10 protein-coding genes and 3 pseudogenes are annotated in these 12,253 nt (G+C 59.4%); 7 read left to right on the top strand and 6 right to left on the bottom strand.

Features of this window, described 5'->3' with window-relative positions; genetic code table 11:
* Positions 1–97 precede the first annotated feature (97 nt).
* Positions 98–439 carry a small metal-binding protein SmbP gene (gene smbP / locus NEI07_RS00095; RefSeq protein ID WP_256031853.1) on the bottom strand — a complete coding sequence of 114 codons (342 nt, stop codon included), beginning with the start codon at positions 437–439 and terminating at the stop codon, positions 98–100.
* A gap of 487 nt (positions 440–926) precedes the next feature.
* On the opposite strand from smbP, the gene NEI07_RS19530 reads away from it, so the two are divergent.
* The 5 genes and pseudogenes from NEI07_RS19530 to NEI07_RS00120 all read left to right on the top strand — a co-directional run.
* Positions 927–1,286: a CsbD family protein gene (locus NEI07_RS19530; protein ID WP_328516944.1), complete on the top strand. Its 360-nt coding sequence runs from the start codon at positions 927–929 to the stop codon at positions 1,284–1,286.
* A 999-nt stretch (positions 1,287–2,285) separates the two neighbouring features.
* Positions 2,286–2,864 (top strand): ABC transporter family protein, encoded by a 579-nt coding sequence (locus NEI07_RS00105; RefSeq protein WP_256031864.1) that lies wholly within the window; start codon positions 2,286–2,288, stop codon positions 2,862–2,864.
* Positions 2,854–3,540: an ATP-binding cassette domain-containing protein gene (locus NEI07_RS19535; protein ID WP_256031855.1), complete on the top strand. Its 687-nt coding sequence runs from the start codon at positions 2,854–2,856 to the stop codon at positions 3,538–3,540. The genes NEI07_RS00105 and NEI07_RS19535 overlap by 11 nt, the downstream gene beginning before the upstream one ends.
* Positions 3,533–3,763 (top strand): hypothetical protein, encoded by a 231-nt coding sequence (locus NEI07_RS00115; RefSeq protein ID WP_256031857.1) that lies wholly within the window; start codon positions 3,533–3,535, stop codon positions 3,761–3,763. The genes NEI07_RS19535 and NEI07_RS00115 overlap by 8 nt, the downstream gene beginning before the upstream one ends.
* A 266-nt stretch (positions 3,764–4,029) precedes the next feature.
* Positions 4,030–4,209, top strand: a pseudogene (locus tag NEI07_RS00120) (transposase); the annotation flags it as partial.
* A gap of 453 nt (positions 4,210–4,662) precedes the next feature.
* Here NEI07_RS00120 and NEI07_RS00125 read toward each other — a convergent pair.
* Both NEI07_RS00125 and NEI07_RS00130 read right to left on the bottom strand, forming a co-directional pair.
* Entirely contained in the window at positions 4,663–5,736 is a 1,074-nt protein-coding gene (locus NEI07_RS00125) for an IS110 family RNA-guided transposase (protein ID WP_256031859.1), read from the bottom strand.
* A 78-nt stretch (positions 5,737–5,814) separates the two neighbouring features.
* Positions 5,815–6,081, bottom strand: a pseudogene (locus NEI07_RS00130) (IS110 family transposase); the annotation flags it as partial.
* Between the two features lie 622 nt (positions 6,082–6,703).
* Here NEI07_RS00130 and ltrA point away from each other — a divergent pair.
* Positions 6,704–8,014: a group II intron reverse transcriptase/maturase gene (gene ltrA, locus NEI07_RS00135; protein WP_256031865.1), complete on the top strand. Its 1,311-nt coding sequence runs from the start codon at positions 6,704–6,706 to the stop codon at positions 8,012–8,014.
* A gap of 276 nt (positions 8,015–8,290) precedes the next feature.
* On the opposite strand, the pseudogene NEI07_RS00140 reads toward ltrA, so the two are convergent.
* Positions 8,291–9,459 (bottom strand): annotated as a pseudogene (locus NEI07_RS00140) (IS1380 family transposase).
* A gap of 161 nt (positions 9,460–9,620) precedes the next feature.
* On the opposite strand from NEI07_RS00140, the gene NEI07_RS00145 reads away from it, so the two are divergent.
* Positions 9,621–9,923, top strand: coding sequence for a con-10 family general stress protein (locus tag NEI07_RS00145; protein WP_256031860.1), 303 nt, complete (start codon positions 9,621–9,623; stop codon positions 9,921–9,923).
* A gap of 1,072 nt (positions 9,924–10,995) precedes the next feature.
* On the opposite strand, the gene NEI07_RS00150 is transcribed toward NEI07_RS00145, so the two are convergent.
* Both NEI07_RS00150 and NEI07_RS00155 read right to left on the bottom strand, forming a co-directional pair.
* Positions 10,996–11,409, bottom strand: coding sequence for a hypothetical protein (locus tag NEI07_RS00150; protein WP_256031861.1), 414 nt, complete (start codon positions 11,407–11,409; stop codon positions 10,996–10,998).
* A gap of 22 nt (positions 11,410–11,431) precedes the next feature.
* On the bottom strand, positions 11,432–11,875 hold the full coding sequence (locus tag NEI07_RS00155; RefSeq protein WP_256031862.1) for a hypothetical protein: 444 nt from the start codon (positions 11,873–11,875) through the stop codon (positions 11,432–11,434).
* Positions 11,876–12,253 lie beyond the last annotated feature (378 nt).

Consider the following 12,253-nt stretch of genomic DNA (forward strand, 5'->3'; position numbering starts at 1 on the left):
AACGCATCACGTTGCCGTAATTTGGAATATCGTGGCTTTCGTTCGGCGTTGGTCTCGAGAGAGCCGTCACGCGGTCAGCCATAGATTCTAGAAGGTTCTATTCTTCGGCCTTCTTCGCTTCCTTGAAATTGGCGAGCGCCTCGGTAGCGTGATCAGCCGCCGATTGAGCGTTCCTATGAATGCCGTGCGCGATCGCAATCTTGAGTTCGGTCACACCCTCATCGATATAGAAATTGTAGCGCTGCTTAGCCGCCACTCGTGCGTGGGTCAACGCTGACTCAGCATAAGTGAGCCCAGCGTCGGCGCGGCCCTGACGGCTATGATCGATGGCGTGTTTCGTATGTCGGATCGCCTCGGACAAGTCGTCGCCCTTGGTAGAAAACGTCAGCGATGCGCTAAGCGCCAAGGCCAACGATAAGACAACCGTTATGTACTTCATCGCTTGGCAAAGGTCCTACGACTTTTATGACCGCTAACCTCTGCACGAGCAATTTGTTCCCACACGCGCCATTCTGGTGAGCGCCTGCTCGCGATTTAGAGGGCCGCCAAATCGCTTGGCGGGAGCGCGACTGCCTGCTGCATCCTCGTCGAGCGGCGCGGCCTGGGAGAACGGATCGGCCGCCTATGAAGCAGCCTTGAAATTAGCGGAAATGAGCCGTAAGTCAGCAAGGTTTCAAGCCCAAGTCCGAGGCTACCGACTACCCTCGGCCCGCTACGCTTGCGTCAGTGCGCTCAAAGAGATAATTGTCCGCCGTCGCCTGTCCCCCCTTGCCAAGCCGAGCTACATAGTTCGCGCGCGCTCATCGTGGCCAGAGAATGCGACTTCGCCGCGATCTGGGAACAAAGTCTTTATCTGCCGAGTTGGTGCCGTGGTCGAAACTTCGGCGTGAGTTCTTGCTTCGCGCCGACACCCGGAGGAAATATCCATGCAGATTGGCCAGGCTTTCTTTTCAGTCGTTGCAGCGGGCTCCGCAGTTTTTTGTCTCGCTGTTCCCGCGAGCGCAGAAAGCCAGTGGGCGCCTCCTAATATTCCCGGCATGCCCGGATATCATGAGCCGGTTGCCAAACCCAGCACCCATCGGCCTGCAATGAACTGGGATACTATTGCAGGCAACTGGAAACAGTTCGCTGGTAGCATAAAAGAAAAATGGGGCAAGCTGACGGACGACGACATTATGCGAATTAACGGCCGACGCGAACACCTCGAAGGCACCCTTCAAGAAAGGTATGGATATTCTAAGGAAGCGGCGAGGCGTGAAGTGGACCAGTGGGTCGCGCCTAACTGATTCTTCCCGGCTCGCTAAGAAGCTGGAAGTTCTGAGCGAAGGTCTTATAGAATTTTACCGGCGATACGTAGTCATCTTTTGGCGCCTTGTCGCCACCTACTGGAGAGCCTCATGCGGAAACGATCTTTGCTGATAGTCGGAGCGATTGGAGCAGCGATAGCGTCAGCTCAGGCTGAAGAACGTCGGCAGGAGTCTGGGGTTACATCGGGATCATCAATAGGAAAGCCTGTTGAGCCATCGGGATCCGTTCAAAAGGAAAACACGGATATTGACCCCACCCTTCCTCCCGGACCAAGCGGAACCTCCGCTGGAGTACCGGGCGTCGAAGGTAAGCAGGGTACCCAAAGCGGCAAAAGCGATTTATCCATAAACTGACACTCACTCTGGCCTTTGCCAGCAAGGCGCCATGGCCGCGCTTGTTGCAGCCATGGCGCCGTTGGAACCGGAGGCGGAGGGCTGCACCGCGAACTCACCTCCATTATTTCCCAAAGTGTTTTGCGCGATTCATAAGCGGCCGAATCGGAGCGGCAGACCAATCGGTTCGGACTTCGGCTTCGTACACGTCGCTTCAGCCGCTCTGCGCAGAAGGCGCAATGCGCGCTGAGCCGCTCGAGAGGGCCTTTATTGATGTTTGTGCAATTCGACAACGGGGGTCGCTTCGACTTTCAATGATCAAATTATAGCGCAGTGCGCGGCTGCAGAGGTCAAGCAATTCGATCGAGCGCGTGGGCGGGAGTTTTGTGCGTTCGCGCTGAAATTCTGGACCGGCAAAACCAAGCGGCGCGCATGGATTCTAACGAGCTTCGTTACCATTTGCATCGCGCTGCAGCTTGGGGCCCAGCTAGCGGTCAACGAATTGACCCGGAAGTTTTTTGATGCGCTCGAGAGCAGGAATGTCGAGTCGCTGAGCTGGGCGACGGTCTTATAGCCCGCGCTCGTCGCATTCAGCGGCCTTGCCGTCAAGGGCGCGCTCGTCGCGCGGATGACGTTGCAGATGCGCTGGCGAGAACGGCTCACCGAGAACTCGCCGGCTGGTGGCTCGAGGATCGGCGCTATTATCGGCTCGAAATCGCCGCTGCTGAGCAGACCTCTCCAGACTATAGAATCGCCAAGGACGTGCAGCTCGCCGTCGATCCTCTAGTCGAATTCGCGGTTGGCTTTTTGACGACGCTCGCGATGGCGACGGCGTTCATTGGCGTTCTATGGACGGTCGGCCGAGCGCTAGAGTTAGATCTGTTCGGATCACGGGCGGTCTTGCCGGGGTATCTTGGATTCGCCTCTGTGATATACGCGACCGTCGCCGGCGCCCTGGCCTATGTCGCCGGACGTCCGCTCGTTCCCGCGGTGGCCTGCAAGAACGAAGCCCAAGCCCAGTTGCTCGCCGAGCTGACGCGGTTGAAGGAAAACGCCGAAAGCATCGCGCTTATCCGCGGCGACGCCGACGAATTAGGCTCCATTCTGCAGAATTATCGACGCGTCGTCGCCGCCTGGATTCGCCAGATTCAGCGCAACGGGGCGATCGCCACCGTGCAAAGCGCCAATGGCGCGCTGACGCCCGCTTGTGCTCGTGGCGCCTAAATATCTGTCAGGCGCGCTGACTCTCGGCGCGGTCATGCAGCTTGCCGCGGCATTTGTATCTGTGCAGATCGCCTTCAACTGGTTCATCGACAATTCCTTGCGCGTCGCGGAATGGATGGCTTCAGCCAACCGCTTCGACGAACTTGTCGAAGCTCTCGAGAGCCTCGACGTTGGCGTCATTATGGAAGAGAAGGAGTTTATTGAGTTCGACGTCAGCGGGGACGACACGATCTATATCGAGGATCTCGCGGTCGCGCATCGCAACGGTCGAGTTGTGATCGCTGTCGCGAATGTCGTCATCCCTGCAGGCGAGAAGCTGCTCATGGCCGGCCCGAGCGGCACAGGAAAGAGCACGCTGGTTCGCGCGCTCGCCGGACTTTGGCGGTGGGGCTCGGGGCGTATCCTCTTGCCGCAAGACGCCCATATCGCCTTCGTGCCGCAGAAGCCGTACATTCCTCTGGGAACGCTCCGCCAAGTGATGCTCTATTCGATCTCCGATAAGGAGATCACCGAAGCAATGATCGAAGGCGCAATGCAGCGTTGCGGCCTGAGTTATCTCTTCAAACATCTCGACGAAGAGCAACGATGGGACCAAACTCTTTCCGGCGGCGAGCGGCAGAGAACAGCCTTTGTTCGGCTTCTGCTGCAAAGGCCGCAGATCATCATCATTGGATGAAGCGACTTCGGCGCTCGACGAAGAGAGTCAGGTGTCGATGCTGCGCCTGTTCAATGAGGATCTCGCCGGCGCGACGGTGATCAGCGTCGGCCATCGAGTTGGCTTGGAAGATTTTCACGACAAGAAACTCGTTCTCGAACGCCGCGCCGCCGGTGCGCACATCACAAGCCGCAAGCTGCAAAAGTCGCTGTGGCACTTGTTCGACGACGCGGGGCTCTATTGACCCGGAAGGATGAGTCATGGCGATCACTCGTCGAGAAGGACCTCGGATAGGCAAGAGCAGCAAAGATGACCACGACGTCAAACTGCGATGCATTCTGACAGAAACGCTTTACGGCGGAGGACAGGATTTCATAATAGCCTAAATTCGTCCGTCTAGGGCTCGTCGCTAGCTTGGGTCTGTTGGGATTTTGGATTCTCATCTGAGCTTGGCTGTGATTCAAGCTTTCGACGAACCGATTCGTCTTGACTGACGCCCAATGGGCGAAGATGAAGCCCTTTTGTTTAGCAAAGGGCGATCCCGGCCGCAGCGGCAACAACAACCATTTGTTCTGGAGGCGGTGTTGTGGATTGCTCGCTGCGGCAGTCCGTGGCGCGATCTGCCTCGCGCATTCGGGAATTTGGAACAGCGTGTTCACACGTTTCCACGTCTGGGCGAAGGCGGATGTCTGAAAAACGGCTGTTTAACTGTACAAGTTGGTACTTGATCTGACGGACGGCATGAGCTGGCCGTTGTTGGTTCAAGCGGCGGCGTTTTCCTGGATCGCCTGAACCCGACCTGATTTTTCACGCGCCAAGGGCAGCGCGTCAATGAAGGTCTGCATCGGCGTTTTTCCGAAGCATCATTTTCCCTGATGGGGTCATATGTGGACGGCCCCCTGACAAGCACTCTTTTCGCTTTGAACGATTTGGTCGGCTGCGGTCATATGTCCGGCCTGTTAGTGCGGGACTTGTGCCCGCTGGCCTTGATGGTTGATCCGCCTGGCTCTTTGCCCCAATCATCGCAGCGCGTTCGTATTGACGCCGACCCCTAACGGGCTTTCGAGCCATTCCGTTCGTTCACATCACCCAGTAGTCACCCTCGATTGCATGTCGCCTTGCGGCGATAATCCTTCCTCGGCGTTAGACCTCGACGGGCCGGTCGTTGTAATCGCCGCCTCGTGTCAAAAGCGCGAAGACGATCCGCGCGAGCTTGTTGGCGAGCGCCACTGCGGCTAGCTTGAACCCAGATGCGCTCGGCTTTCTCGCCATCAATTGATCGGCCCAGCGCCGCAAGGCGTCGGCATGTCCTTTGCGGCAAAACAATACAGAGCAGGTGCCAACCACGAGCAGCTTGCGTAGGTAGCGGTCGCCCATCTTGGTGATGCGCCCGAGCCGCTCCTTGCCGCCACTCGAATTCTGGCGCGGCGTCAATCCGAGGAATGCCGCGAACTCGCGCCCCGAGTCGAATGCGTTCATGTCTTGCACGGAGGCGAGAATCGCCGAAGCGGTGATGGGGCCGATTCCGGGAATACCCGTCAGTCGTCGTGCCGTCGGATCAGTTTTGCTTTGCGTCGTGATTTGTTTGTCTATCGTCGAGATCGCATCGTCGAGCGCGTCAATTTGGCGGCCTAACGGAGAAAGCGCGACCCGCACGCAATCGAGAACAACCACCTCGCCATTTTCGTCAGCCCCGTCGAAGACAAGCCGCTTGAGAGCATAGGAGTTTTGCTTCCCTTGCGGGGCGATGACGCCCATCTCGGCCAAATGACCTCGCAGCGCGTTCAAAAGCTGCGTACGTTGACCAACTAGCATTTCGCGCGTGCGATGGCGCATCAACTGCGCCTGATTGTCGATTGATCGCACCGGGACAAAACGTTGGCCGGGCCGCCCAACAGCTTCACAAATTGCTGCCGCGTCGGCCGCGTCGTTTTTGTTGCGGCGGACATAGGGCTTCACATGAGCTGGCGGGATCAGCCTGACCTCGAAACCGAGTTCGATCAAAGCGCGTCCCCAATGATGCGCGGTCGAGCAAGCCTCCATCGCAACAAGACAGCGCGGGAAGGCGCCGAAAAATTCGAGCAATTTCCCGCGACGCACCGACCGCGCGACGATCACGGCGCCGCCCGTGTCGACCGCGTGAACCTGGAAAACATTCTTCGCCAGATCAAGACCAATGCGCGTGACAGACGAAAGATCGATGTTAGACTTCCCCATGGACGGCGTCCCTTAGATGGTGCTGCGATAACGGCCATCTTGGCACGATGATGCAGCTCGGGGCGCCGTCCACCCCATCATCGCTGACAGCGCCGCCTTCACGTGCCGGGTCTCCAGAAGAACGGTTTCAAAGCCGGCCGCGGTCAATCCGGCGTGTAGCCATTGTGACAGCGGTCCGGCTTCAAGCCCGATCCGCTCCACCGGAATGCGAAGCCCCCTGAAAAAACCGACGAGCGCAGCGGGATCGCTCGGGACTTTCGTCTCTCTCACGATCTTCCCCTTCGCATCCACAATGCAAACGCTCGAGAGTTCCAAAGACACGTCGATCCCGGCATAATGTTCCATGGTTGTCCTCCGTCCGGCGATGCTTGGGGCCTGGCGTCAAACCAGGACCCCGTTTCACCATCATACGGGGGACAACCACCCCTCCGCCCAGCTCAGGGTGCCGGCCATTACGGCATCTAACCCGCCTTATTCAGTGCGCCTCGACGGCGCGTGTCACCAGTGGAGGAAGGTTCCACCCAGAGAGTTGTCGATTGATCTGGTAGCTGACGAGCGGCTTGGGCGAGCAATCGGTCGGGCCGGAGCCTCGTGACAAAGGCCGCCTCGGGCGGTTGAGCGATCCAGCGGGCCGTAACGCGAGTGAAGTCTGAGCAGGCCTCGAAAGTGAAGGCATGGATGCCGACCCGCCTGAATAACGGGGAAGGCCGCGTGGACGGGGAAGCAATCGATACATGCACCCGTTCGATCCATCGGGGTAATGGGCACGGCACGCTGGAAGGGTGACGCGGGTAATCGGGGGAGGCCCGTCCGGGTCGGAGGTCGCGGCTTCAACACCGCTCTTGGCGGTGGATCAGGCGGGAGTCGGACAGGGTCGTATGACCGTCGAGGCCGGGTAATTCCGGCGGAGGAAAGGACCCTGACTTCTGGTGTGCTTTCGAAGATGGCGAGGAGGGGGTGATTGGCGATGAGCCTCGAAACGCCCGACAAGATCAGGAACCTTCAGAGGAAGCTCTATTGTAAAGCGAAGGCGGAGCCCGCTTTCCGCTTCTATCTGCTCTATGACAAGATCTGCCGCGAAGACATTCTGCGACACGCTTATGCGTTAGCCCGCTCCAATGCGGGAGCGCCGGGCGTGGACGGGATGACATTTAAGCAGATCGACGCGTCGGGTGTGGAGGCGTGGCTGGCGGGCTTGCGTGAGGAACTCGTCTCGAAGACGTATCGGCCCGATCCGGTGCGGCGGGTGACAATCCCAAAGCCGGGGGGCGGCGAACGCCCGCTCGGTATCCCGACGATCCGGGATCGGGTGGTTCAGACCGCTGCCAAGATCGTGTTGGAGCCGATCTTCGAGGCGGACTTCGAGGACAGCTCCTATGGCTATCGCCCGCGCCGCAGCGCGGTCGATGCGGTCAAGGAAACGCACCGGCTGATTTGCCGGGGCTACACCGACGTTGTCGATGCCGATTTGTCGAAATATTTCGACACGATCCCGCACTCGGACCTCCTAAAATCGGTGGCTCGGCGCATCGTCGACCGGCACGTGCTGTGGCTGATCAAGCTATGGCTGAAAGCGCCAGTCGAAGAGCGGGACGGCGACGGGACGCGGCGCATGAGTGGTGGCAAGAGCAACACCTGCGGCACGCCTCAGGGTGGAGTCGCGAGCCCGTTGCTCGCCAACATTTACATGAACCGGTTCCTGAAGCATTGGCGTCTTTCTGGACGCGGCGAAGCTTTCCGCGCACACGTCGTCTCCTATGCCGACGACTTCGTCATCCTCAGCCGTGGTTGCGCGGACGAGGCACTGACGTGGACAAAAGCGGCGATGATGAAGCTCGGGCTGACGCTCAGCGAGGCGAAAACCTCGGTGAAGAACGCCCGAAAGGAAAGCTTCGATTTCCTTGGTTACACGCTCGGACCACAACGCTATCGGAAGGATGGCCACTGGTATCTGGGCGCAAGCCCATCGAAGAAAAGTGTTCAGCGGGTCAAGACGAAAGTCGGCGAGTTGCTGACGCCTGGCAACAAGGGCGCCTGGCCCGTGGTGCGCGACAGATTGAACCGGCTTTTGATCGGTTGGTCAGCGTACTTTGGCTATGGTACGCGGTTGCAGGCGTATCGGGCCGTCGACAATCACGTGTATGATCGCGTTCGACACTTCCTCGTTCGACGGCACAACGTGCAAGGGCGCGGCACGCGTCGATTTTCCCGTGACGACGTGTTCGGGGATCTGGGCGTGTTGCACCTTCGACGCGTGCACATTGGGCCGCCGCCGTGAGCCTTACGATGAAACCAGTCGGAAAGCCGGATGCGGGAAATCCGCACGTCCGGTTTGATGAGCGGGGAGGGGAAACGGAGTGCGTTACGACGCGCCACCGCGCCCTTCCTCGACTCTACCCCAACCTACGGGGTCCGCTGAGTATTTCGGCGACATGATCGCGGACGCGCGTCCGCTTTGCGTTTTGCCGCTGCGTGAGTTCCGGACTTTTCGAACGCGTTGGAGTTGAAGGGGTGGGCTATCTGGGGCTTGTGGACGCGGTCTCTGCCCCGTCGTTCACGGTCCTGTCGGCTGCAACGCGCCGGCCAGACATCGGAATAGCTCGGCTTGTGTGCAAGCGCTGGCCATCGCAAGCCGAATGCGGCTTGCGGTCTCGACGATACGCGCGCCGATCTTGAGCAGCCTCTCGCGCAAGGTGACAAATTCGGCGACGGCGAGCGGATGGGGTTTTGGAATGGCGTCGCGCAGTTCGAGCATCAGCCAATAGGCGGCTGTATGCAGGAAGAGACGCATCTGATTGGCGAGCGGCGCGCGGCAGGAGGTGCGGTCCGACGCCAGCTGGCTCTTGTGCAATTTGATCAGATTTTCCATCTGGCCGCGCGCGCAATAGAGCGTGTCGTAGATATGTTCGGCCGAGTGCGTCGTAATGTTGGTGACGACGTAGCGAGTATCGAGCCCCAGTTCCGTCGCTTCGATGCGGGCGCAGACGCGGCGCTCGGCTCGCCAGGATTTGGCCGCGTAGTTCGTTTGCGCGTAGCCACGCAGGACAGGCATCTGTTCCAATGCGCGATGGGTGCGGATGTCGTCAGCCTTTTCGTCCACGGCCGCGGCGAGAAGCTTGTTGCCGGACAGGCCGAAAACATAATCGAGGCCATTGTCCTCGCACCAATCCATCACCTCATGGCGGCCATAGTGGCCGTCGCCCCGAATGGTGATCCTGCGACAGTTGCTGATGCCCATGCACGACGTCGCAGGTGTCGTCGATATCGAGCGTGACGGCTTTCGGAGGCGCGGCGTAGCTGGCGCAATAAAGATCGATCAGCACGCCGCCGAGCTTCACGATTTCGCGCAAAGTCGGCGCATTCTCCCAACGCGACATGGTCGGCTGCGAGCACAAATCGTTGCCTGTGTCGGGCAAGCGTCCGCAAGCGATCTTGAAGGCCGGATCCTTGCGTAGATGATCGAGATCGTCCGCATCCTCGTAACCGCAAGCGATGGCGAGAATGCGCGCACGAAAAATGCTGGCGAGCGAATGGGTGATCAGCAAGGGATTGCGCGGATCGGCGATGACGGCGGCGAGTTTGTCCGCCAGTCCCAGCCGGCGCTCGGCTTGCCCCAGCAACATCACGCCGGCGTCCGAGGTGATGCCCGCCGTCGAATGCGGCGGTGATCTTCTTGCGGCCGACGGCTGGAAACGAGAACGGGAGAGCGATATCTTCGGTCATGGCGCGCGTGGCGTCGATGCGATGGCGTGAATGATCGGCGTAGACAACCGATCCATACACTAAATCAACGTCTTACGCTACGCTCGCCAGCCCAAAATTACCCATCGCTGAATAAGGTGGGCTAGATGCCTAGCGCGCTGCAATTTGAGGGAGACAGCCCGATGCAGGAAGTCGAAAAGTCGAAGCGAGGCTTCGCTTCCATGGACCCCGAAAAGCAACGGGAAATCGCGCGAAAGGGCGGTCGCAGCGTTCCCAACGAAAAACGCAGCTTCTCGCAAAGTCGAGACTTGGCCGCGAGCGCGGGACGCAAGGGCGGTCAAAGCGTTGATCCTAACAAGCGCAGTTTTTCTCGCAATCACGCGCTTGCCATAGAGGCTGGCCGTAAGGGCGGCAAGGCTGCGTCGCATGGCGGACACAAGCCGGAAATCGATCACGCTCCGCTGTCGCGGTGCGCGCCGGGATAAGGGAGCGCGGCGGCTTTTGGAAAGACGCTTGGGGAAAGGCGCCAACCAGCCTTGATCCTTGCGCGCTCAATACCAACGCTTCCGAATCTCGAGCCGCATTCCGCCCACAAACTCGCGGCTCGATATTCGATCCGGATCGAAGGAATGATCCGGGTCTTTTTTCAGGCGTCAAATATCCGCAGCTCGCGCCGAGGCAGGACGCGGCGACAGATCACCGCGAGCCCATCTCGACACAGTAATTGCCGCTTTGCGTCCAGCCACTTGGGCATTGTCCGACCTTGGGAACGGTGTTGGGCGCATCCCGCGACATCGGGGCGCAGCAGCCGCCGCTCTCGCGGTAGCCGGACGGACATACGCCGCCCTTGGACCAGGGTTGCGGCGCGGCGGCGAGGGCTGGCGGGCCGGCCCCCGACAAACGCCCGACGCCGGATGTAAGCGCGGGGCATCTTTGTTTGTGCGCGTTCTTTCCCGCCGTCTCGATCGCGCCATATCGGCCTCACGAGATTCCGATATGAATTGAGGGGGATCGGCTATGGCGGAGAGCAACACAGCAATAGCGAACCCAAAAAGCGAAGAAGGATAAGCCTAAGATTTCGTCTGTGTCTTTCGGCTCGGTTTGGGCTGCGGTCGACAAGTCCCGAATAGGAGGCGCCGCCAAGAAGTAGCGTTGAGCGGTTCAAAGCTTCGCTTCGCTGGCGCCCTCGGTCAGCGACCGGCCGATCGTCTGCGCGACGCACGGCGGATGCAATAGCGCGCCTGGATCGCCGCCGCTGCCGTCCACGCCGGAGTCGCTATTTCCACTGCACGCAGCGGAGCTGGCCCTCGCCATGGGTCGAGCTAAAACGCCGAGGTCCATTTTAGGCACCTCTTGCCCTCAGGTGGGTTATATGCAGCGGCTGGCCTATATCTGGCGACCTTCTGGACGAAGGACGTCGATCCAAAATCTTCTGGCGGGAGCGGGGCGCGCGTTGGTCCCGCCGAACCTGGCATAGTCGCAGCAAGGAAAAACGCTCCGCAAAGAGCCACGAACAAAGCGGTCTTCAAACTCCTGCTCATTTTTTCCTCCCACAATTCAAGTCTTACACTGAAAAAGGAAGATCGCCGCGACTCTGCGTCTACTGCCCCGCCGATCCGAAAGCGGGCGCGTCAGGTCGACATCGGGTTGACGCTTGCGCTGCGTCCGATGTGGCGGCCAATCTGGCATGACCTGCACGTCCCTGGTGCCGCATTCCCGACAGACGAAGCGCCTGGTCTTCGGAAGATCGATGAAGGTGAAGCCTGCGGGCGCGCCGATCGCTTCGAAGTGCACGACTCTATAGTGCCGGCAGGGGCGGTTTAAGCACCATACGCGCATTCCCGGGCGCGCGCGGCCAAGAAGTAAATATTGAGCGGTTCGAAGCTTCGCTTCGCCGGCGCTCTCCGTCAGCGCCTGCGATCTTTGCGCGATCGCCTTGGCGTCGGCGCCATAGCCATCGAAAGCTGTCATTCGCTATCAGAGTGGCGGAAATCTATAGTTCGGCCTCGTCGTGAGGAGCGCAAAGAAGCGGCACACAAAGCATACTTGCGAACCATGTAAATATGCCGGCCATGCAATTGCCCCAGACTGGACCGCCTACGACAGTTCCCGATAGGAACGCCGTGACCGCCAGTAAGAAGCTGAGCCGCAAGAATTTGTGGCAGAACGCGCCTTCTTCGACAGCTTCGACAACATCTGCGCTTGCTGCATCTGAGCTTGCTGCATGTTCGGCGCAGGCTTTCGAATGATCGCTGAGAGATGAGCGACTCGGCCAAGCTTCAATCGCAAAGCCGATCACCCCTGAGATAAGCCAAGCCATCCCGATTGTTGCTTGATCGTACATAATTGCCAGGGTGAACGCGGTCGCACATCCGGCAACGAAGAGTTCCAGGATCTTGTTGATGCGTTTGTGAGCGTCGGCGTAGCTGGCGATCATGTTCGGCCCGCGCGGAACAGGTTTCTAACGCGTTCGATCACGTAAAGCAGGCGGCTGGAGAAACCAGTAGCGCCTCAAGAATTTTCTACCGGGGAGTGTCACTTCCTTTTTCTGGACTGAACACCCTGCTTCGTCTGAGTCCATCGCCTCGCAGGCTGGGTAGCAGAAACCAAAGCGCAGCAAAAATGCGAGATGCAGGGCTTGCGATCGCTGTAGCGCGTAGGCTTCGAGAGCGGGAGGCAATATGACGCGCCAAGCGCATCACAGACGACGAAGGCCATGGAACTCGACGACGGCGCTCGAGTTGAGCGTAAGCGCGCCATCGCTGCAAAACTAGTGGCGCCTCGCAATGGAGATGACGCAATGCCTGGCGCAGAA

Source organism: Methylocystis suflitae (assembly GCF_024448135.1).
Lineage (GTDB): Bacteria > Pseudomonadota > Alphaproteobacteria > Rhizobiales > Beijerinckiaceae > Methylocystis > Methylocystis suflitae.

Bases quoted from the DNA above. Each gene is read 5' to 3' on its own strand.
- NEI07_RS00145 (WP_256031860.1), top strand. From the start codon at position 9,621: ATGCAGGAAGTCGAAAAGTCGAAGCGAGGCTTCGCTTCCATGGACCCC.
- NEI07_RS19530 (WP_328516944.1), top strand. From the start codon at position 927: ATGCAGATTGGCCAGGCTTTCTTTTCAGTCGTTGCAGCGGGCTCCGCA.
- ltrA (WP_256031865.1), top strand. From the start codon at position 6,704: ATGAGCCTCGAAACGCCCGACAAGATCAGGAACCTTCAGAGGAAGCTC.
- NEI07_RS00155 (WP_256031862.1), bottom strand. From the start codon at position 11,875: ATGATCGCCAGCTACGCCGACGCTCACAAACGCATCAACAAGATCCTG.
- NEI07_RS00125 (WP_256031859.1), bottom strand. From the start codon at position 5,736: ATGGGGAAGTCTAACATCGATCTTTCGTCTGTCACGCGCATTGGTCTT.
- NEI07_RS00150 (WP_256031861.1), bottom strand. From the start codon at position 11,409: ATGACAGCTTTCGATGGCTATGGCGCCGACGCCAAGGCGATCGCGCAA.
- smbP (WP_256031853.1), bottom strand. From the start codon at position 439: ATGAAGTACATAACGGTTGTCTTATCGTTGGCCTTGGCGCTTAGCGCA.